Here is a 19,803-nt window from a genome sequence, read left to right on the forward strand (position 1 = left end):
CGTCTACACCATGAAGCCCGAAGACCTTGCTCGCTTTCGGAGCCTGCCTAAGCCAGAGCAGGATGCGATTGATGCCGTTGGGATGCAGCAGTGGGCGGACTGGGAGGAGAGAAATGCCGCATTCTTCCCTGATCGCGGCGGTATGGTCGGCAGGACGAGGCGCGTTACAAAGGACGGCATCGCCGACGCCGTGAACCCTTTCTGCGGCTACATTGTCATCGAGGCCGATACCATCGAGACTGCCGCCCGCCTGTTCGAAACCCACCCGCATTTCACCGTCTTCCCGGGAGACGGCGTAGATATCATGCCCTTCCTCACCGCCCCTGCGCCGACTTGAACATCCGCTAGTCGCGTGCTGGTGCCAGAAGCCATCTGACAGCTATCGGCAGCTGACCGTCGCGCTGTCGGGAGGCGGACCGTCGCAAGGATGAGAATAGCCGCCTGTGACAGACAGCGCAGGATCGAACATTTGATCGCAGGCGCGATGGCCATGAGATAGGGCGAAGAGAGATGCAGATCGCCTAAAGCGGAAAAAGCAACGTTATGACTGTTGTCAGCGTGACGATGCTGAAAAGAGTGCTCGCTATGACCATCGAGCCGGCTGCCGCTGAGTCTAGGCGATAGTCCACGGCAAAGAGAATGCCGAAGAAACCCGACGGCATGGCGGAGATCAGAATGGCTATCTTCGCCGTCTCGATCGACATCGGCAAAGTAAACACGACCACGGCAGTCAAGATAGGTCGGCCGATATCGGCAAGCCCCGTTGCAGCAACTACGCTCCAATTCAAGCGAAACGGTTGCGACGAGAGAATGAGACCTGTCAGGAACAGCGCCACACTGGGGGCGGCGACTCCGATGAGCATAAGGCTCGCCTTGGCGAGAGAGGGCAGCTCCAATCCGGCGAGGCAATACAGAATGCCGACTGCGGGAGCCAGAACGACGGGTTTCGTCACTGAGCGGAGGAATGCCTTCCGAATCTGTCTTGCGGGGCCAGTCGCGATTTCTTCCTTCGGTTTCCTGGAATTCAGTTCGACGAAAATCAAAGACATGGGGCTGACGATGATCGAGCCAGCGGCAAGCGCGACAGCGATGGGGACTGTGCCACCTGGTCCTATAACGGCAGCCGCTACGGGAAGGCCAACGCCGGCCAAATTCGGGAAAGATACAGTCAGGGCCTGAAGGGCCGCGTCCGCCTTCGAAACGTGCGAGGAAGCACGGACAAAAAAATACCATGCAAGATGAATGAGCAGCATCACGAAACCGAGTGTCAGGAAAAGTGGCACTTGCTCGAGCATCTCGCTTCGCGGTGCGGATGCGGTCGCCAGGAACAGCGAGGCAGGCAGCGCAAAGTTCATCACGAGAGCATTGAGGCCGTCTACATGATGGTTTTCAACGATGCGGAGCCTACCGGCGCCGTAGCCAACAAGAATCGCGAAAAAGATCGGGACGAGTGCCGGAAGGATTGTATTGGCCGTCATGTCGGAGGCTTCCTGCAGATACAATTCGCCTCGTGGGTATCGCCCATGATGCTCCACACGCGTTTTGCACTTTTCATGATGTGTCGGACTGACAGATCCAGCTCAGCCTCAGCCGAGCTTGCAACCGCATTTCCCAGCCGGATTGCTTCGGCTTGGAAAAGGATGGCGGTGAGGGCATCCGCTATCTGTGATCGCGCGCAGTGTGGGGCGGCCTGCGCGCCACAGTGCCAGTCGTGGGTTCCGCCGTTTGGCCCGGATCCGCGACTGACACTGTCGACATTAAGTAAAGCGCTGTTCGGCGACCGCATTTGGGTGAGTCCTCAGCGTCACGGCGATATCGGTTCGTCATCAGAAGCTCAGGCTTGCACAGGCTCGCGCTTGCCGCGCGTAAATTGTTGGAAAGTGTTGTTGAGGGCCGATGGCAGAGCGCTTGGCCAATGCGTCTCTCGGTGCCGGGCCGAGACGGATTAGATCGTCGGCGAGCCTCGACGATTCTGATAGGTGAACCGACGATCCAAAGGGCGCAGTTTCTGCTGTGGAGCGCTGAGCGAGCCTTCCGATTGTTGGCTTGCGATTATTTACCCATCTTAACGCGCGCTCCGTTCATATGCATGCCAGCATCTGGCCGTTCACGATTTTCTGAACCTCAACCCAACCGCCGAGGTGCTGCCATGCCATTTCGCCCTATCTGTTCCGCCGTCTTACTCGCGTCTTCTCTCGCCCTGATCGCCCCCGCTGTGGCGATGGCCGAGCCCATCAAGAACATTGTCCTAGTGCATGGTGCCTGGGTCGATGGGTCCGGCTGGAAATCGATCTATGACATTCTGGTGAAGAAGGGTTTCCGTGTATCGATGGTCCAAGAGCCCGAAACGTCGTTCCAGGATGATGTCGCCGCCGCAAAGCGCGTGCTCGACATGCAGGAAGGTTCGGCCATCCTCGTCGGCCACTCCTACGGTGGCTCGATCGTGACCGAGGCGGGTGTTCATCCGAAGGTGGCCGGCCTCGTCTATGTTGCCGCCCACGCACCAGACGTCGGTGAGGACGAGGGCGAACTCGGCAAGAAGATGCCGAGCGTGCTGGCCAAGACCGAAGGGGCGATCAAAGCGACACCGGACGGCTATACCTATCTGGAGCCGGAACTGTTCCCGAAGCTGTTCGCCCCTGACCTCCCTCGCGAACAAGCCGAGTTCGCTGCCCGCTCGCAGGTGCTGGCCAAGGCCGAGGTGTTCAACACGCCGCTGACTGCGGCTGCCTGGAAGACCAAGCCGAGTTGGGGCATCGTCGCCGGCAACGATCAGATCATCAATCCCGACCTCGAACGCTTCTACTATGAACGCGCCAAGGCGCCTTTCATCGTCATCGAAGGCGCCAGCCATTCGGTCTACGAATCCCATCCAGAGCGCGTGGCCGATGTGATCGTGGAGGCCGCTCGGAAAGTCGGAGAGAAGACGAACTGAACGCAGACCCAAGCCGTCGCACAGCGCCAGCATGCGACGGCTTCTTTCAGTGCACGAGGTCCTCCATGACTGTCCTTTCGAACATCTCGTCGACCAGAATCTGGGACGCATCACGTCGGTCACGCGAGCAGCGCATTGCCGCCGCCAGCGCCTATGCCCGTGGCAAGCAGGTCGCACCCGGGGATACGACGAAGCTGCTGGAGGCGGTGATACGGCCGGGCGACCGGGTGTGCCTCGAGGGCGACAATCAGAAGCAGGCCGACTTCCTTGCCGCCCGGCTCGCGGAAGTCGACCCCTCGGTGGTGAAGGAGCTGCACATCGTGCAATCGGGCGTGGTGCTGGCCGAGCATCTCGACCTGTTCGAGACCGGCATCGCGAAGAGGCTCGACTTCTCCTATTCCGGCCCGCAGGGAGCGGCGATCGCGCGCGCACTCAAGGCTGGCAAGATCGAACTCGGCGCCGTTCACACCTATCTCGAGCTGTTCTCGCGCTATTTCATCGATCTGACCCCGCATGTCGCGCTCACCGTGGCGCGCTGCGCGGATCGCGACGGCAATCTCTATATGGGCCCGAACACCGAGGACTCGCCCGTTGTCATTGAGGCGACCGCCTTCAAGCAGGGAATCGTCATCGCGCAGGTGAACCAGCTGGTTGACAAGGTGCCGCGCGTCGACGTGCCGGGCGACCGGGTCGATTTCGTGGTGGTGACGCCCGAGGCCTTCTATGTCGAGCCGCTGTTCACCCGCGACCCGGCACAGATCACCGAAACGCAAGTCCTCGGCGCCATGCTGGCGATCAAGGGCATCTACGCGCCCTACGGCGTGAAACGGCTGAACCATGGCATCGGCTTCAACACCGCCGCTATCGAGCTGATCCTGCCGACCTATGCCGAGCGGCTTGGGCTTAAAGGCAAGATCGCCACGCACTTCGCGCTCAACCCGCATCCCACCCTCATCCCCGCCATAGAGTCGGGCTGGGTCGAACAGGTGCACAGCTTCGGCTCGGAAGTCGGCATGGACGACTATATGAAGGCGCGGCCGGACATCTTCTTCATTGGCCGCGACGGTTCGATGGCGTCCAACCGCATGTACTGCCAGTCGGCCGGGCTTTACGCGACCGACTTGTTCATCGGCTCGACTCTGCAGATCGATCTTCAGGGCAACTCCTCGACCTTCACCCGCGACCGCATCGCCGGCTTCGGCGGAGCGCCAAACATGGGCTCGGATCCGCATGGACGGCGCCATGCCAGCGAGGCCTGGTTGAAGGCGGGCCGTGAAGCCGCCGGGGAGGCGACGAGCCTGCCGCGCGGGCGAAAGCTGGTGGTGCAGATCGTCGAGACCTTCGGCGAAAAGCTCGATCCCACCTTCGTTGAGAGCCTCGACAGTGTCGAACTGGCCAAATCGCTCGATCTCGCGCTTCCACCGGTGATGATCTATGGCGACGACGTCAGCCACATCGTTACGGAGGAGGGCATCGCCAACCTTCTGCTCTGCCGCACAGCATATGAGCGCGAGCAGGCGATCCGCGGCGTCGCCGGCTATACCGATGTCGGCCGTGCCCGCGACCGCAAGGCCGTGGAGGATCTGCGCGCCCGCAAGGTGATCCTGCGGCCGGAAGACCTTGGCATCGATCCGCTCGAGGCCAACAAGAGCCTGCTCGCCGCGCGCTCTATCAAGGAGCTGATGCACTGGTCGGGCAACCTCTACGATCCGCCGGCCAAATTCCGCAATTGGTGAGGAGGCGGCACATGGAAATACTCAAAGTCCACCACAAAACCCGCAGTCCAGCTGCCGGCACCGTCGGCAGCGCTCTCGTCGGCGTCGTCGCCTCCGGCAATCTCGAAGTGCTGCTGGAACGCACGCTTGCCGGTACTGATTGCAACGTCGAAATCGCCACCCTGGTGCGCGGCTATGACGATGTCTGGAAGGCCGTCGTCGCCGATTTTGTCGAGCGCGCCTCGCCGGGCGGCCTGCGCATCTCCATCAATGACAGCGGCGCCCGACCCGACACGGTGATGCTGCGGCTGTTGCAGGGCGTGCGGACTATGGAGGCGGGCCATGACTGACCTGAAGCATCCCGCTGCCGATACCGCAAGCTGGTTCCTCTCGACCGCACGCGAGCGCCTCGCGGGGCTGCTCGATCCGGGCAGTTTCGCCGAGTTCTTGCCCCCGACGGAGCGCGCGCAGAGCCCCCATCTCGCCCTGTTCGACCTGCCCGCCGCCTTCGATGACGGCATGGTTGTCGGGCGCGGCCAGCTCGGGAAACGTGCCGTTCTTGTCGCGGCACAGGAAGGCCAGTTCATGGGAGGTACCTTCGCCGAGGTGAGTGGGGCCAAACTCGTCGGCCTGCTGCGCGCCGCACGCGAAGATGCGAAGCTGCCGCGCATCGTCCTCTTGCTGCTCGACAGCGGCGGAGTGCGATTGCAGGAAGCCAATGCCGGCGAGCTCGCAGTGGCCGAGGTGATGCGCGCCATCGTCGAGGCGCGCGGCTACGGAGTGACTGTCATCGCTCTCGTCGGCGGGAGAGCGGGCGCCTTCGGTGGTGCGGGCCTCGCCGCCGCCACTTGCTCGCGGATCGCCATTTCGGAACAAGGGCGCACCGGCGTGTCAGGCCCGGAGGTGATTGAGACCAACAAAGGCGTCGAGGAATTCGACTCGCAGGACAAAGCGCTGGTTTGGAGCGTGACTGGAGGACGCAATCGCCGCCTGCTCGGGGGCGCCGACGCCTATGCCGGGGACACTGTGGCGGGCTTCCGCGACGCCGTGCTCGCGTTGATCGACCGAGCGCCGCCTTTCGATCTCGCGACCCTGCGCGCCGAGCAACGACGGCTCGCCGACCGGATAGTGCGCCTTGGAGCGTGCAACTCCGCGGTCGAGATGTGGGTAGCGCTCGGCATTGCCGAACCGCAAACCATACGGAACTTGGATGACGTGGCCTTCGCGGGAATCGTCAAAGGCCTGAGAGGAGCTGCTTATGAAGCTCGATGAGATCCTCTCAAGTCTCTTCCTCATGGGGCACAACATCGATCCCCGGCCCGATCATCTGATCCTCGGCACGGGAAAGCGGGCCAATGGTGGCACGGTCGAGGTGGTCGGCATCGCCGACGGCGAGGCATTGGGGATCGAGGGCGTGCTGCCGCTGGCCCGTCGCGTGCTCGACATCATCGCGACCGGCGGCAAGACACCGATCCTCGTCATCGTCGACACGCAGGGCCAACTCATGTCCCGCCGCGACGAGATGCTCGGCCTCAACGAGTATCTCGCCCACCTGGCGAAATGCCTGCTGCTGGCGAGCCGCAGCGGCCATGCCACCGTCGGGTTGAATTACGGCAAGGCCGTCGCCGGCGCGTTCCTCGCTACTGCGCTAGCCACCGACGTCCTTGTCGCGCTTCCAGACGCCGCGCCGGCGGTGATGGACTTGCCCTCCATGGCGCGCGTGACCAAGCTGCCGGAGGAGAAGCTGAAAGAGCTGTCGCAAACCACCCCGGTTTTCGCACCCGGCCTTGCCTTTATGAGCGCCGTCGGCGCAATCGCGCAGATTTGGGATCCCGCGAAATCGCTCGCCGATCAGCTCGAGGCGACGCTAGCGGCTGTCCCCGAACGCGATAAGCGAGACGTGCTCGGCGCCGAACGTGGTGGGCGCGCTGTCGCCGCGCAGATCGCGCGGCGCGTGGCACACCAAGCGTCCGGTGACGACTATGTCTAACAATGCCTATCGCCGCCACGATCTGCTGCGCGTAGAGCCAGGGGCGTGGAGGGAGATGCTCCTCGCTGCCGGCAGCCTCGACCGTCTGGCCGATGAGCCCCGGCCGTTGGTCGAAGGCTGGGCCGAACGCGGCTTGCCGGTGATCGTGCGGCGGGGCGCCGCGGGTGACGACGAGAGCGCGATCGCCATCGGCCTCCCGCTGCCGCCCACACTCGGCAAGCTAAGGCTGGGCTTTTTCATCGCTCCCAAGCACGTTGCGGCAAGTGTCGCGGCGCACTCCGTGGCCGAGGCAACGCGGTCGGCCCCCGCGCACCTGCGCCCACAGCTGGAAGCTGCTGACGCTCTCGCGATGCGGCTGGGGTTGCGGCCGGCCGTCTTCGGCGCGCTGCTTTGGCAGCATCTGACAGGGCTTACCTATCTGCGGGCCGGCTCGGACATCGACCTCATCTGGCCGGTATCACGCCGAGAAGACCTGGATGAACTGCTTGACGGTCTCGCCACGCTCGACGCCGCAGGCCCGGCCCGACTCGACGGCGAGATCATCCTGAACACAGGCGAAGGCGCGAACTGGCGCGAACTGCGCAACGCACTGACCCGCCCTGGCGGCACAGTCCTGATCAAATCGATGCACGGAGCGGAATTTAGATGCGCACGACATCTCTTCGTGTGACCGCGAGTTTCCCGAAGCGCGCGCCGGCGCACGGGAGGGCATCGCTCGCACCTGTCGACGCCGAACGGTTCGGCGGCATGGCTACAGACGCGCTGCTCGCCGAACTCGACACCTGGCCGAAGCCCGGCCTCGTCAGCCCGCTCGACAACGGCAGCCATGACGACATGGACTATGGCACCTTCCTGAGCAGCATAAACGGCATTCGCCCCTTCTATGCCGAGCTTGCCGCAGCCGGCGCGGCGGGCGCCGATATGGCAGAGTTACGGCGAATAGGTGGGCTCGCAGAAGACGCCATGCTCGCTGCCACCGGAGGGGTAAACACCCATCGCGGCGCAATCTTCGCGCTGGGATTGCTATGCGCAGCAGCCGGTGCGGCATGCGCCGATCGGCTCCGTCTTTCGGCAAAGCGGTTGACGCGGATAGTCGAAGAGCGCTGGGGTGGAGAAATCACGCGCGGCCCGATCCCGCTGAACAGCCACGGCAGCGGTGCGCTGCGGCGCTTTGGCGCTGGCGGTGCGCGTGTGGAGGCGGCCGCCGGCTTTCCGCACGCACGGACCATCGGCCTTCCGGCGATGCTGGCCGGGCGGGTGCTCACTGGCGACGAAGGGGCGGCGCGGGTGCATGCCTTCTTCGCATTGTTGGCGGTGATGGAGGACACCAACCTGCTCCACCGCGGCGGCATAGAAGGGCTGCGGGACGCACGCCGCGCGGCATGCGATTTCCTTCTCGCCGGAGGCGTCGGCCGGACGGACTGGCTTGCCCATGCTATGGCCGTGCACCGCGCATTTGTGACGCGGCGCCTCAGCCCGGGTGGATCGGCCGATCTGCTGGCCGTAACGATCTTCCTCGATCATGTCGAGAATACGCCGTGAGCGGCATCGCGATATTGTGCTCGGGACAGGGTAAACAGAGCGCGGCCATGTTCGATCTCGTCGTCTCTGAGCCGGCGGCGGCACCCGTCTTCGCGCTCGCCGCCGGGGCGCTCGGCGGTCGCGATCCGCGAGACCTCGCCCACAGGGGCGGCGACATCATTCACCGCAACGACGTTGCGCAGGTGCTTTGCTGCGCGGCGGCGCTCGCGGTATGGGCGGTGGTAGACTCGTCAGCTTCGCGCCCGCTCACCGTCGCCGGCTACAGTGCCGGCGAAGTGCCAGCCTGGGCGGTCGCCGGCGTCATGGACGCATCGAGCGCCTTCGATCTTGTGACGCGCCGCGCCGCCCTCATGGACGAGGCTACGCACGAGCCTTCCGGGCTTGCCGCCATTATCGGCTTGCCGCGCGATGTGGTCGACAGAATTTGTCGCGCCTATGGGCTCGACGTCGCCATCGTCAACGGTCCGCTGCACCTCATCGTCGGCGGACGCGCGGTCGGCCTCCGGCTGGCGCTCGCGGACGCCACGGCGTGTGGCGCCACCCGCGCGACGGTGCTGCCGATCCACGTCGCATCCCACATACCGGCTCTCAAAGCCGTGAGCGAGCGGCTTGGCAGGCTGATGAGCGAAACCGTCACGGACGCCAGTTTGCCGAGCGATGTCCGACTGATCAGCGGCATCGACGGGGTGCCTGTTCGCAGCGTCGCCGATGGTCTCGTCAAGCTCGCGGCTCAGGTCTCGACAACCATCGATTGGACGGCCTGCATGGATGCTTGCCGCGCCTCCCGTCCCACCCGCGTGCTCGAACTCGGACCTGGCAACGCGCTGTCGCGGATGATGACCGAGTTCGAGCCCGGCATACCAACGCGCAGCGCCGCCGATTTCCGCTCCGTAGCTGGCCTGCGCCGGTGGATGGAAGTGGCGTCCTAAACATTCGACACAGATGCGGGACCGAACCGCTCATGAAGGGAGATAACGCATGACTATTCTCTACTCGACCAAGGTAACAGCAACGGGCGGCCGCAAGGGAGCGATCCGCAGCGAGGACGGCATTCTCGATCTCAAGCTTGCCATCCCCAAGGAACTGGGTGGCATGGGCGGCGCCACCAATCCCGAACAGCTCTTTGCCGGTGGCTATGCCGCGTGTTTTGAAAACGCGCTGTTGCGCGTTGCTCGGCAGTCGGGGCATCGCTTCGCCGACGGCGACGTGATCGTCGTCGCTGAAATCGGCCTCAGCCGCAACGAAGCCGATGCCTTCGTGCTGCACGCCTCTCTCGCCGTCACCGTCTCCGGCGTCGATCAAACGACAGCCGAGGAGCTGGTGAGAAATGCCGACGCCATTTGCCCCTATTCCAATGCCGTCCGAGGAAACGTCGATGTCGCGAAGGCAGTGGTTGCCGTATGACGATCGGCCAGAAACAATGATGATGGCGTTCCGCATGTCGCAGGTCAGACCGACTTTCGGAATTTCTCCGGGCCGAATGTCAGTTGCTTTTACCGCAAGCCAAATGGCCTAACCCTATACGAGGGGGTGCTGGCGAATGAGGATCTGCGGGGTGGGACGACCGCCAATCCTATCGTCGAAGGCGTTGTGAAGACGCCGCGGTGGAGTTGCCGCGCGGGCATCCGGATTCGCCGGCGGGGCCGATGCGGTTGGATTGGCCTTAATTCAAGTTGACAAGCGCGGTTCTACACGTCGCCGTTGCACGAACTTGATAAGGCCGCTTCTAGATGGCATCGTTTCTCGCAGTCTTGGTTTGTGCAATTCGTGGTGTCCCAATAGGCAAGACACTTCTCACCGGAAATCGGACGAGCAGAGGCCCCGCCTACGGCGCCCATCTGGCCGAATGCTTTGGCTTGCCGGCGGTACCCACTCATGTTCATCACACGCTGCAGCGCGGCATGCTGGCAGTCTCTGAATTGAAATCCCGAGTGCCCCCGGCGGACCCAAACCCGTCTCTCGGCTATAACAAAGCCTATCAGGTGATCGTGCAGTTCAAGAATATCCGGCGGGAGCTCTGGCTGAACGGTCGGTTCACCTCGATCGACGCCCTCCGTGCCAGGGAAACTTACGTCGTCGATCTGAGACAGGAACCACGGGTCCTTCTACAGAATCCTTGGCATAACGTGAATTTCCACATGCCGATTACGACCCTGAAGGCATATGCCGAGCAGAACGACATGCCGGTATTCGCGGACCTTGCTCAGCCTCCAACGATTGGCCACGACGATCCTGTGATGCGTCAACTTGCCCGGGCGGTCTCGGCAGCATTTGCCCATCGTCACCAGGCGAGCGGACTCCTGCTCGACACGATCCTCGATGCTGTCTGCGCCAATGTGCTCGGGCGGTATGGCACATCGAGAAGCGCGGCATCAGTCCGGTCCCGTGGTTTGGCGCCTTGGCAGGAGCGTCGCGCGAAGGAGCTGATGGACGAGCACCTGGATGTGTCCATGTCGAAACTCGCCGAGGAGTGCGGTCTTTCGGTCGCCCATTTCGGCCGAGCCTTCAAGAGCTCCACGGGCATTGCGCCGCATCAGTGGCAACTCGGCCGTCGTGTGAAGCGGGCGCAGGCGCTGCTGACGGGCTCGTCGCTTCCGATTGCGGAAATCGCTCTCAAGTGCGGGTTTTCGAGCCAAAGCCATTTCGCCACTGCCTTTAAGGAAAATATCGGCGCAAGCCCTGGGCGTTGGCGTCAGTTAGACCTTGGGGGACGGAGTTCGAAAATTGACTCAGACAACTAGAGGCCGCGCCTACGGTTCGCAATTAGGCGAACGCCTCGGTTTGCCGGAGCCTCTCAGTCACGTCTATCGCACGTTGAATCGAGGTACGCTCGCTATCACGGAATTGCAATCCCGAGCGCCGCCGCAGGATCCAACCCCGTCTTTCGGCTATGACGATGCCTATCAGGTAATTGTTAACCTCAAGCATATGCGGCTGGATCTTTGGTTGAACGATAGGTCCCCCTTGAGTGAGACCATGCATGCGGGAAAAACCTACCTTACCGATCTAAGACGGGAGCCGCGGGTCCTTATACAGGATCCTTTCCACACCGTGAATTTCTACATGCCGATTACGGCCCTGAAGGCGTATGCCGAGCAGAACGACATGCCGATCTTCACAGAGTTTCCTCAATCTCCCACTGTTGGCCAGGACGATCCGGTGATGCGTCAACTTGCCGGGGCGGCGGCGGCAGCATTTGCCCATCGCCACCAGGCGAGCGGACTCCTGCTCGACACGATCCTCGATGCTGTCTGCGCCAATGTGCTCGGGCGGTATGGCAACTCGAAAAGCGCGGCATCAGTCCGGTTCTATGGTCTGGCGACTTGGCAGGAGCGTCGCGCGAAGGAACTCATGGACGAGCGCCTGGACGTGTCAATGACGGAACTGGCCGAGGAATGCGGTCTTTCGGTCGCCCACTTCGGCCGGTCCTTCAAGCGCTCCACGGGCATTGCGCCGCATCAGTGGCAACTCGGCCGTCGTATGAAGCGGGCGCAGGCGCTGTTGACGGGCTCATCGCTTCCGATTGCGGAGATCGCTCTCAGGTGCGGGTTTTCGAGTCAAAGCCATTTCGCCACCGCTTTCAAACAGAATATCGGCGTCAGCGCCGGGCACTGGCGCCGGTCAACAGCAATCGGGATTAGCGGCCCGGATACTGACTGAACCGGCGAACTCGGCCAAAGACGGTCCTTAACGAGGCCCCCGCACGAGAAGGCGTCATATTTTCACAATCTGCATCCGTTTTTCGGAAGACAGGTCTGTCGTTCCTTCAACATGCTCGTCAACTGCAGGCGCAGGAGCGGGGAGCGATGACAGGTCAAGCGATGGTCCGGACGGACGAGGTCTTGCTTGCCCCGCCGCATGTCGAAGCTAGCGCGCACGCTCCGATATCGTTCGGCAGCTTTCGCCTGGATCGGGCACAGCGGCTACTCCTGCAGGATGGCGAGCCTGTTCGGATCGGCTCGCGCGCCCTTGATTTGCTGATTGCCCTTATTGACCGTGCCGGCGACATCGTCAGCAGGCATGAGTTGCTGGAACTCGTCTGGCGAAACGTTGTCGTCGACGAGGCGGGGGTGAGGGTCCACATGGCTTCGCTTCGCCGGGCTCTAGGAGACGGGCGAGATGGGGCACGATACATCGTGAATATCGCGGGCAGGGGCTATAGTTTTGTCGCTCCAATAGCACCCAACGAACCGGATCCGCAGCCGCCTCCACCGGCGGCGTCTTTGGCACCCCGATCCACAGGCCGTGTGCCACCGCCACCTCGTTCGCTGATCGGCCGGGAAGCCGTCATCACCAGCCTGAGCGAACTCCTTTTGGCGCGCCGTTTCATCAGCATCGTCGGACCGGGAGGCATCGGCAAGACGACAGTGGCTGCGGCCATTGTCCAGAGGCTGCAAAGTGCATTCGACGACACGAACGTCATATTTGTCGATTTCGGCGCCATGACCGAGGGCCACCTGGTTCCCGGGGCCGTCATCGCGGCGGTCGGCTGTGCAATTGGAGGCGCGGATCCAGTCACCGAACTGGTGACCTTTCTCGCGGACAAACGCGTGCTGATCATCTTCGACAGTTGCGAGCATTTGGTCGATCCGACGTCGCTCTTGGCCGGCGAGCTCTTTCAGCGCGCGCCAGGCGTGCATCTGCTGGTAACTTCCCGTGAATCGCTGCGTGTCGATGGAGAGACCGTCCATCTCTTGAGCCCTCTGGCCTATCCGGCCGACAAGTTTCCGACAGCGCCCGAGGCGCTGGCGACACCGGCGGTGCAACTCTTCATGGATCGGGCAGCGTACAGCGGGTTCCACGGAGAGTTAACTGACAGCGATGCGCCCGTCGTCGGTGAGATCTGCCGCCGCACCGATGGCATCGCGCTTGCAATCGAACTCGCAGCCAGTCGAGTCGGAACTTACGGCATCCGCGGCGTCGCCAATCTTCTGGCCGGCAATGCGAAATTGCGCTTGGCCGGGCGGCGCACTGTCGTTCCACGACACCAGACGCTCGAAGCGATGCTCGACTGGAGCTTCGAGCTACTTGCGGAACTTGAGCAGCGGGTCCTCTCCCGCCTCTCCGTCTTCGTCGGGCTCTTCTCGATAGAAGCGGCGTGCTCCGTTGCTGGCTCGGCCGGGGATGACGGCAAGGCGACAATGGTGTCGATAGCAAGCCTCGTCGACAAATCCATGGTCTGGGTCCAGCCGGTAGGTGAGGTCGTCTTCTATCGCCTTGCCGATGTGACCCGCGCATATGCAATGACGAAATTGCAGGAGGTCGAAGAGCTTGAACCTATTTCCCGGCGCCACGCTCGTTACTTTGCCAGCCTGCTCAAGGGCATTGCGCTCGAACATGGCGCCTATGCCGATATGCGACCATATGCACCGCACATCAACAATGTCCGAAAGGCACTCGAGTGGAGCTTTTCAGACCCGGAATCGCATGCTGTAGCGGTCGAACTGGCAGCCGATGCTGTACCTCTGTTTCTCAATCTTTGGCTACTTTCCGAAGGTAGGCATTGGTCGCGTTTCGCGTTGAGCGCGAGCGATGAAATCAAAGAACTCCCTCGGCGCGAAGCGCGACTGCCGGAGGCATCGGCACATTCTGCCCAGAACACACAAGACGATGCGCAGGAATTTTCTGACGCGATCGAGCCGGGAACGAATCTATTAGAGGCTGACGACGGCGAAATGACGCGATTTCGTCTTTTGGCTGGTCTTAATAGCTTCCTGACGACGCTCGGTGACTTCGAAGGTGGGTTGGCTACTGCAAAGAGGTGCGGCATCATCGCGGATCGGATCGGAGCGCTCAGCGACCGAGTCATTGCCGAATGGATGCTCGCCGCATCCTACCACACCGGAGGCGACCAGGCCGCCGCCATGACACATTGCGAGCGCGGCTTCGCGCTTGAGGCCGAGATCGGCCACCCGGAGATCCGTCTATTCGGCTACGATCACCATTTGCGTGCCGAGCTTGCTTTGTCGCGCATCCTTTGGCTCAGGGGATCTCCCGCGCGTGCTTGCAGGCTGGTCCTGGAAACCATGGAGGGCGCCGCGCTGTCGTCCCTGCACGGTGACTACAGCATGGCCGCTGCTAACGGCGTCGCGGTTCTGCTCTGGAGCGGCAATACCCGGGACTCGGGCACCCACATCGACCGCTTGATAGCGCATGTAGAGACACATCCCTTCAAGTTAAACGCAGCCGCTGCCTTGGCGTTGAAAGGAGAATGGCTCGTGATGGTTGGGGAACCTCTGGCAGGCATCGCCGCACTGCAAGAAGCGCTCAAGATGCTTAACCGGGAGCAGTTTCAAATGGTTGTGCCAGGCGCAGCCAGGGCTCTGGCCGACGGGCTCGCTCAAAGTGGCCAGTATCGCGAGGCGCAAACGATGATCGATGAGGTTACTTCTTCCGCGGAACGAATGGGGCAAAAATTCTGGCTGCCCGATCTGTATCGGACAAAAGGTGAGATCAACCTGAAAGCACCTTCCCCCGATGTCGAGGCGGCCGAGCAGGCTTTCCTCGTCTCTATCAAGCTTGCGGGAGAACAGGGAGCCATCGGCTGGGAACTAAAAGCTGCGATTCCGTTGGCGCGCCTATTAATAGGCCGGCAACGCGCCGCCGACGCACTCGCGCTACTCGCCCCGATCTATGAGGCGCATTCGGAGAGAACCGGCACCACTGATCTCGCGGATGCCAAGAGCATACTGGAATCTTTGTGATGATCGTCCCCGATCCGGCGCGGCGCACAAGGCCGGATCGAGAAGCGAAAGTTGAAGACGCCGGCTCCCAATGCCGGTCGACTGACAGTAGAGAAGCATTTCAAACGATGGTAGGCGTGGCGCCCGCCATCGATGATGGTGGCTAGATCGCCAAACCGCCGGATACCTCGATGACCTGCGCGGTGACCCAGCGATTGTCGTCGGAGAGCAGCGAAGCGATCATCGGCCCGACATCGTCGGGAACTCCTGCTCGGCCGAATGCTGTCATTCCGGCGACCTGCTTGTTGAGTTCCGGATTGTCACGAACCATGCCGCCGCTAAAATCCGTCTGGATGGACCCCGGCGCCACTGCGTTCACGGCGATACGGCGCGGACCGAGTTCCTTGGCCTGATAGCGGGTGAGAACCTCGATGGCTCCCTTGAGCGCACCATATGGAGCGCTGCCGGGAATGATGATGCGGGCGAGGCCGCTCGAAAGATTCACGATCCGCCCGCCATCGTTGATCAGCGGCAACAGTTTTTGGGTGAGAAAGAACACACCTTTGAAGTTCACCCGATAGAGCGTGTCCAGTTCGTCCTCGGTCGTCTTCTCGATTGAATTGTGATGCGAAATGCCCGCGTTGTTGACGAGATAGTCAAAGCGCTCGGCGCCAAGCCCCACCAGCGTGTCGCGAACTTTCCCTGCGAAGGCATCGAAGGTCGAGGCTTGTCCGACGTCGAGCTGCAAGGGGATGGCCTTGCGTCCGATCGCGGCAACCTCTGCCGTTACAGCTTCCGCTTCAGCGCGAGCCGAATTGTAGGTGAAGATGCTGTCGACACCGCGGTGCGCGAGGCTGACCACTGTGTTGCGGCCAAGACCGCGGTTCCCTCCTGTCACAAGCGCAATTTTTTTTTCAGGTTGCATCATTCGCCTCCACAATCGAGAGCCGGATCCGTTCCAGCGTTTGCCCTGCGAGCGTAATGTAGATTGTTATGGCGGTGCCAGTAAATATTTGAAAAAAATGGCAAAGAAGAAAGCGATTTCCCCAATAATCAACGTTTATAGCTATGAAGAGATTTCAGTATTTTTCAATATATACGTTTTGGATTGATACAAAAGCTGTATATATATTCGCATTTGGCAGCAACGGGAGAAACACCATGAGCCTGCAGGAAAAAGTCGCGCTGGTAACCGGCTCGGGTCGCGGCATCGGTCGCGCAATTGCGGAACGCTACGCCGCGCGCGGCGCAAGAGTTGTGGTGAATTATGCGAACAACAGCGCGCCGGCCGAGGACGCCGTCGCAAAAATTGTGAGCGCGGGAGGCAAGGCTATTGCCGTCCAGGCGGATGTCGCCCGCGTCGATGACATTAAACACCTCTTCGATACGGTGCTGGACACCTATGGGCGGCTCGACATCGTCGTCGCCAACGCGGGTATCGAACTGGTCGCCCAATCCGTCATCGACTTCACCGAGGCAGACTTCGATCGGCTATTCGCGGTAAACGCTAAAGGCGCGTTCTTTACGCTTCAGCAGGCTGCGCGCCACGTCGCCGACAACGGCAGGATCATCTACATAGGCACGAGCAATACAGCGTTTCCCCTGCCTGGCCGCGCCCTGTATGGCGGGAGTAAGATCGCAGCTCAGTTTCTCGTCCAGGTGCTGGCTAAGGAGCTCGGCCACCGCGGCGTCGCGGTTAACTCGATCCTGCCGACCGCCATCGAGGGAGCCGGCGTTTTCACAGACGGCGTGCGTTCTGAAGTCCGTGAGTTCGTGAAGTCATTCCGGCCGATGCAACGGATGGGTACCGTCGAGGACGTCGCCGACGCTGCCGAATACCTGGCCGGTGATTTGTCGGGTTTCGTGAGCGGTCAACATCTCATGGTTAGCGGCGGCGGACCGGCGTGAACTGAGAACCTGCAGTTGGCGTCTGAGTGGTCGATTAGCTCGGGTTGTCCGCGATCGAGCGCAGCGTCGTGCCTCATGGCGGCTGCTGGCCATGACGTGAAGAAATTCCTCCACATGGCCCTGCTGCCGATGGCGCTTGCAGTCGATAAGGCGTTCCCGCAACTGCTGCCGGCGCATCGTGCTTGATGCAAAGTGCCTCGACGGCGAACTCAACGACATAGTCCGATTGTCGCAGATGGAAGGCACTTCGCAGCGCAGCCGAACCGCAGGATCGCTCGCCGCACCGCCATTCAGCCGGCCGGCCCAATGTGCCCCGCCGACAAGCCCGAACCGCGACACCGACACGAGTATGAGCCACCGCAAGGTGCCGCAGCGGCTCCGATATACCGCTCGTTGAATCCAGCATTCGCAAAACGCGCTTTACAGCCTTTTGCAACGTTAAACTGGCGCCTTGATCGATACGGGTCGATGCTGAGGCCTGAATACAGATAGCAACAACTCCGCAGAAAGAGGGGATGATGTACAGGCTAGGCGAAACTGCGCGATATTTCGAGCACGAGTTAAGGCAGCCGCTTGTTTCGGCACCGCCCGCTCCGGCCAGCCTCCTGGCAATCGATCAAAAGGCATCCAGCCCGGCAAGTCATTTTGCGCACATCCGGGCGAGCAGGAGTGTTGGCGTGCACGTTGGCGATTCTGCGGTGAGAATAAAGCTGCCGTTCATGGACGTCGTGCTCTCACTGTCTGCATGTGCCTCCAATGGGGCAATGGACGTCCAAGAGTTCGCCATGCCCGCGACCTCGGATGCCATTTCGGCCGACCCGGTTTTGCAGCAGCTACTCGAGCAGTTCCGCCGCTCCGAGAGCGACGATGAGGATGGGCTTTATTCTGATGCCATCCGGCTTGCTCTCGCCGCCCGATGGCTTCGTCTGCGTTCGAACGGGCAGAACCAGCCTGTCGATGGATTGCAGCAGTGGCGGTTAAAGCGCGTGACGGCCTATATCGACCAGCATATTAACGAGGCCATCTCGCTTGCCGACTTGGCTCAAACCGCTGGCCTTAGCCGAATGTACTTTGCCGCGCGGTTTCGTGCAGCGACGGGCCTGCGTCCTCACGACTATATCTTGCGGCGGCGAATCGAGCGAGCCAAGGAACTGCTTCTACAAAACGAACAGTCCCTGGTCGACGTCGCCCTAGACGTTGGGTTTCAGACGCAAGCCCATTTCACGACTGTCTTCAAGCGCCTGGAGGGAACGACGCCGGGCCGTTGGCGGGTTGCAAACTATCAGCCCGTTCAATTGGCGCGCAGTATCCATAGGATAAGTGGGGCTTCCGATTTGGAAGTACCAGGAGCAGAGAAACTGACGACCAGGCTGCGCACTTGAGGCTCGGCCAGGCGCGAATCGAGCTGCCCGACAACCGAACTATATGAGATCGGCGATGTCAGCATGCGATCAGACGCGCGCAAGGGTCCTTCGTGCTTCCCTGGAAGAACTTCGTCGTCGCGATGCAGTTCGCGAGCTTTCCAAGTGGTTCATTGAACCGAAATTCCAGTGCGTGCAGTCCCAGCATTCGGCCAAGCGTCCCGCAATGGCTCTCGTTGGTGAGCAAAGTTTGCGGATCTTTACAACGACTATCGGCGGAGAACTCGCGCCGTAAGGAATCAGGCGCAATCCTTCGGGCGATGCCTCGATGACCAGGACGGCGCCGTGATGACGCCTCCGGTTGATTTCGGGCGATTGAGCATGGCGCTGGATTTTTACCTCGGCCCCAGGCGGTGCAGATGTCAGCCGAGTCAGCGTTGAGATTAATCCGATGATGCAGCAATAGGCGCTCGTGATCGCCGGACATAACAGTCATCCAGACAGACAAAAACCGGTGCCTACAGGAAATACGTTGGCCTGATCAATGTATATTTTAGAGATGTGCCAACGTGGTTGTCGTTGGGGATATCGCTTAACTCAGAAGGAACATGTCCCATGAACATCAAAGCTATCTGTCTCGGCGTAACATTTGCTCTTTCCATTTTTGGTGGTCAGGCGTCGGCCGGCGCACTGGATGAGCCGGACACCATGGAACCATTCTTCACCGATTCCAGCATGAAAACGATGAAGCCCATGGAGGAATTCAAGGCCGTCTTCTTTGCCATGCCGGCTGAAAAGCAGGCACAAATAAAGGGTGAATGCGCCCGTCAGGTTCAACAGCCGTACACGGACTTCTGCGCGAATGTAAACACGCTCGGCGGTCACAACTAAGACAGCGTTCGAGCCACCGGAATAAAGCTGCGGCGGAGAAAATCGGCAAAAATTGCCGTACAGCAAACAAATGCAACGAGATGGGGAGCCATCTCGTTGCTAACTGAGGTTGAAGACGGCGACTGTTTCGATGATCCTTTGGTGTCGCTGCGACTGAAGGGCGGGTCACGTCCCGCTTACGGGAAGGGGTGACGCGCTTACGGCGCGGTCCGCGTCGTCTCGTAAAGAAACCAGCTTCGGCGTTTGGTCTCGTCGATCCAGACTTCTAGGAGGCTCGTCGAGGCGACGTCGTTATAGGTTTCGCATACGGCATGCGCTGCCCGGAGGAACCCGGTCAGCCTGCGGTTGTCGTCGGCAAGCTCTGCCAGCATGTCCTGCGGCGTCACGTAGTCGGCGTCGTTGTCGAGCAGGCGCTGGATGCGGGCAATGTGTCCGATCGACCGCAATGTCGTGCCGCCGACCTTGCGGGCGCGCTCGGCCAGGGGGTCAGTCATTGCGAAGATCTGATCGCTCTGCTCATCAAGCATGATGTGATAGTCGCGAAAATGTGGCCCCGACAGGTGCCAATGGAAATTCTTGGTCTTGAGGTAGAGGGCAAAAGTATCTGCGAGCACGCCGGTCAGTGCGGCGGCGATGTCGGTTGTTGCCTGTGCCCCGAGATCAGTGGGCGAATGCAATGCGGCTGCGTTGCGGGTTTGGAACAGAATGTCCTGCATGGGTCTCTCCTTACATTGCGTACAGGGTCGGCGCCGCCGGCTTCTGTATCGACGTGACGCAG

The 19,803-nt window shown here is 61.3% G+C and carries 19 protein-coding genes; 16 read left to right on the forward strand and 3 right to left on the reverse strand.

All coding sequences use genetic code 11. The features are described from left to right. Positions 1 to 10: 10 nt before the first annotated feature. Positions 11 to 337, forward strand: coding sequence for a hypothetical protein (locus tag NKH43_RS25880; protein WP_352860452.1), 327 nt, complete (start codon positions 11 to 13; stop codon positions 335 to 337). Between the two features lie 184 nt (positions 338 to 521). On the opposite strand, the gene NKH43_RS25885 is transcribed toward NKH43_RS25880, so the two are convergent. Beyond that, on the reverse strand, positions 522 to 1,478 hold the full coding sequence (locus NKH43_RS25885) for an AEC family transporter (protein WP_352860453.1): 957 nt from the start codon (positions 1,476 to 1,478) through the stop codon (positions 522 to 524). Positions 1,479 to 2,221: 743 nt separating this feature from the next. Between NKH43_RS25885 and NKH43_RS25890 the strand changes: the two genes are divergently transcribed. The 12 genes from NKH43_RS25890 (at position 2,222) to NKH43_RS25945 (ending at position 14,886) form a co-directional block, all read left to right on the forward strand. After that, complete coding sequence (locus NKH43_RS25890; RefSeq protein ID WP_502906512.1) at positions 2,222 to 2,935, forward strand: alpha/beta hydrolase; 714 nt, start codon at positions 2,222 to 2,224, stop codon at positions 2,933 to 2,935. Between the two features lie 65 nt (positions 2,936 to 3,000). Then, positions 3,001 to 4,671, forward strand: coding sequence for a malonate decarboxylase subunit alpha (gene mdcA / locus NKH43_RS25895; RefSeq protein WP_352860455.1), 1,671 nt, complete (start codon positions 3,001 to 3,003; stop codon positions 4,669 to 4,671). Positions 4,672 to 4,682: 11 nt separating this feature from the next. Continuing rightward, on the forward strand, positions 4,683 to 5,000 hold the full coding sequence (mdcC, locus tag NKH43_RS25900) for a malonate decarboxylase acyl carrier protein (RefSeq protein ID WP_352860456.1): 318 nt from the start codon (positions 4,683 to 4,685) through the stop codon (positions 4,998 to 5,000). After that, the gene (locus tag NKH43_RS25905; RefSeq protein ID WP_352860458.1) at positions 4,993 to 5,922 is read left to right on the forward strand and encodes a biotin-independent malonate decarboxylase subunit beta; all 930 of its coding nucleotides are present in this window, start codon (positions 4,993 to 4,995) and stop codon (positions 5,920 to 5,922) included. Before mdcC ends, NKH43_RS25905 begins: the two co-directional genes overlap by 8 nt. Beyond that, positions 5,909 to 6,640 carry a biotin-independent malonate decarboxylase subunit gamma gene (gene mdcE / locus NKH43_RS25910; protein WP_352860460.1) on the forward strand — a complete coding sequence of 244 codons (732 nt, stop codon included), beginning with the start codon at positions 5,909 to 5,911 and terminating at the stop codon, positions 6,638 to 6,640. The genes NKH43_RS25905 and mdcE overlap by 14 nt, the downstream gene beginning before the upstream one ends. Beyond that, complete coding sequence (mdcG, locus tag NKH43_RS25915) at positions 6,633 to 7,310, forward strand: malonate decarboxylase holo-[acyl-carrier-protein] synthase (RefSeq protein WP_352860462.1); 678 nt, start codon at positions 6,633 to 6,635, stop codon at positions 7,308 to 7,310. Before mdcE ends, mdcG begins: the two co-directional genes overlap by 8 nt. Beyond that, positions 7,286 to 8,182, forward strand: coding sequence for a triphosphoribosyl-dephospho-CoA synthase MdcB (mdcB, locus tag NKH43_RS25920; RefSeq protein ID WP_352860463.1), 897 nt, complete (start codon positions 7,286 to 7,288; stop codon positions 8,180 to 8,182). Before mdcG ends, mdcB begins: the two co-directional genes overlap by 25 nt. Next, on the forward strand, positions 8,179 to 9,111 hold the full coding sequence (locus NKH43_RS25925; RefSeq protein WP_352860465.1) for an acyltransferase domain-containing protein: 933 nt from the start codon (positions 8,179 to 8,181) through the stop codon (positions 9,109 to 9,111). The genes mdcB and NKH43_RS25925 overlap by 4 nt, the downstream gene beginning before the upstream one ends. A gap of 49 nt (positions 9,112 to 9,160) precedes the next feature. After that, a complete protein-coding gene (locus NKH43_RS25930; protein WP_352860467.1) occupies positions 9,161 to 9,586 on the forward strand; it encodes an organic hydroperoxide resistance protein in 426 nt (141 codons plus the stop codon). Between the two features lie 326 nt (positions 9,587 to 9,912). Further along, on the forward strand, positions 9,913 to 10,923 hold the full coding sequence (locus tag NKH43_RS25935; protein ID WP_352860468.1) for a helix-turn-helix domain-containing protein: 1,011 nt from the start codon (positions 9,913 to 9,915) through the stop codon (positions 10,921 to 10,923). Beyond that, positions 10,907 to 11,842 (forward strand): helix-turn-helix transcriptional regulator, encoded by a 936-nt coding sequence (locus tag NKH43_RS25940; RefSeq protein ID WP_352860470.1) that lies wholly within the window; start codon positions 10,907 to 10,909, stop codon positions 11,840 to 11,842. The genes NKH43_RS25935 and NKH43_RS25940 overlap by 17 nt, the downstream gene beginning before the upstream one ends. A 146-nt stretch (positions 11,843 to 11,988) precedes the next feature. After that, positions 11,989 to 14,886: an ATP-binding protein gene (locus tag NKH43_RS25945; RefSeq protein WP_352860472.1), complete on the forward strand. Its 2,898-nt coding sequence runs from the start codon at positions 11,989 to 11,991 to the stop codon at positions 14,884 to 14,886. A gap of 142 nt (positions 14,887 to 15,028) precedes the next feature. Here the strand turns inward: NKH43_RS25945 and NKH43_RS25950 are convergent, their stop codons facing one another. After that, positions 15,029 to 15,790: an SDR family NAD(P)-dependent oxidoreductase gene (locus NKH43_RS25950; RefSeq protein ID WP_502906513.1), complete on the reverse strand. Its 762-nt coding sequence runs from the start codon at positions 15,788 to 15,790 to the stop codon at positions 15,029 to 15,031. Between the two features lie 236 nt (positions 15,791 to 16,026). Here NKH43_RS25950 and NKH43_RS25955 point away from each other — a divergent pair, with 236 nt between their 5' ends. The 3 genes from NKH43_RS25955 to NKH43_RS25965 all read left to right on the forward strand — a co-directional run bounded on the left by NKH43_RS25955 (position 16,027) and on the right by NKH43_RS25965 (position 19,025). Next, the gene (locus NKH43_RS25955; protein ID WP_352860475.1) at positions 16,027 to 16,773 is read left to right on the forward strand and encodes an SDR family oxidoreductase; all 747 of its coding nucleotides are present in this window, start codon (positions 16,027 to 16,029) and stop codon (positions 16,771 to 16,773) included. A gap of 677 nt (positions 16,774 to 17,450) precedes the next feature. Then, positions 17,451 to 18,155: a helix-turn-helix domain-containing protein gene (locus NKH43_RS25960; RefSeq protein ID WP_352860477.1), complete on the forward strand. Its 705-nt coding sequence runs from the start codon at positions 17,451 to 17,453 to the stop codon at positions 18,153 to 18,155. A 594-nt stretch (positions 18,156 to 18,749) separates the two neighbouring features. Continuing rightward, complete coding sequence (locus NKH43_RS25965; RefSeq protein ID WP_352860479.1) at positions 18,750 to 19,025, forward strand: hypothetical protein; 276 nt, start codon at positions 18,750 to 18,752, stop codon at positions 19,023 to 19,025. Between the two features lie 197 nt (positions 19,026 to 19,222). Here the strand turns inward: NKH43_RS25965 and NKH43_RS25970 are convergent, their stop codons facing one another. Next, the gene (locus NKH43_RS25970; protein ID WP_352860481.1) at positions 19,223 to 19,741 is read right to left on the reverse strand and encodes a Dps family protein; all 519 of its coding nucleotides are present in this window, start codon (positions 19,739 to 19,741) and stop codon (positions 19,223 to 19,225) included. Between the last annotated feature and the right edge of the window lie 62 nt (positions 19,742 to 19,803).

The organism is Mesorhizobium sp. M1163 (assembly GCF_040318415.1).
GTDB lineage: Bacteria > Pseudomonadota > Alphaproteobacteria > Rhizobiales > Rhizobiaceae > Mesorhizobium.

What these genes read in the sequence shown, in the direction of transcription:
- NKH43_RS25880 (WP_352860452.1), top strand. Translation starts at nt 11, where the DNA reads ATGAAGCCCGAAGACCTTGCTCGCTTTCGGAGCCTGCCTAAGCCAGAG.
- NKH43_RS25885 (WP_352860453.1), bottom strand. Translation starts at nt 1,478, where the DNA reads ATGACGGCCAATACAATCCTTCCGGCACTCGTCCCGATCTTTTTCGCG.
- NKH43_RS25890 (WP_502906512.1), top strand. Translation starts at nt 2,222, where the DNA reads ATGGCCGAGCCCATCAAGAACATTGTCCTAGTGCATGGTGCCTGGGTC.
- mdcA (WP_352860455.1), top strand. Translation starts at nt 3,001, where the DNA reads ATGACTGTCCTTTCGAACATCTCGTCGACCAGAATCTGGGACGCATCA.
- mdcC (WP_352860456.1), top strand. Translation starts at nt 4,683, where the DNA reads ATGGAAATACTCAAAGTCCACCACAAAACCCGCAGTCCAGCTGCCGGC.
- NKH43_RS25905 (WP_352860458.1), top strand. Translation starts at nt 4,993, where the DNA reads ATGACTGACCTGAAGCATCCCGCTGCCGATACCGCAAGCTGGTTCCTC.
- mdcE (WP_352860460.1), top strand. Translation starts at nt 5,909, where the DNA reads ATGAAGCTCGATGAGATCCTCTCAAGTCTCTTCCTCATGGGGCACAAC.
- mdcG (WP_352860462.1), top strand. Translation starts at nt 6,633, where the DNA reads ATGTCTAACAATGCCTATCGCCGCCACGATCTGCTGCGCGTAGAGCCA.
- mdcB (WP_352860463.1), top strand. Translation starts at nt 7,286, where the DNA reads ATGCGCACGACATCTCTTCGTGTGACCGCGAGTTTCCCGAAGCGCGCG.
- NKH43_RS25930 (WP_352860467.1), top strand. Translation starts at nt 9,161, where the DNA reads ATGACTATTCTCTACTCGACCAAGGTAACAGCAACGGGCGGCCGCAAG.
- NKH43_RS25935 (WP_352860468.1), top strand. Translation starts at nt 9,913, where the DNA reads ATGGCATCGTTTCTCGCAGTCTTGGTTTGTGCAATTCGTGGTGTCCCA.
- NKH43_RS25945 (WP_352860472.1), top strand. Translation starts at nt 11,989, where the DNA reads ATGACAGGTCAAGCGATGGTCCGGACGGACGAGGTCTTGCTTGCCCCG.
- NKH43_RS25950 (WP_502906513.1), bottom strand. Translation starts at nt 15,790, where the DNA reads ATGCAACCTGAAAAAAAAATTGCGCTTGTGACAGGAGGGAACCGCGGT.
- NKH43_RS25955 (WP_352860475.1), top strand. Translation starts at nt 16,027, where the DNA reads ATGAGCCTGCAGGAAAAAGTCGCGCTGGTAACCGGCTCGGGTCGCGGC.
- NKH43_RS25965 (WP_352860479.1), top strand. Translation starts at nt 18,750, where the DNA reads ATGAACATCAAAGCTATCTGTCTCGGCGTAACATTTGCTCTTTCCATT.
- NKH43_RS25970 (WP_352860481.1), bottom strand. Translation starts at nt 19,741, where the DNA reads ATGCAGGACATTCTGTTCCAAACCCGCAACGCAGCCGCATTGCATTCG.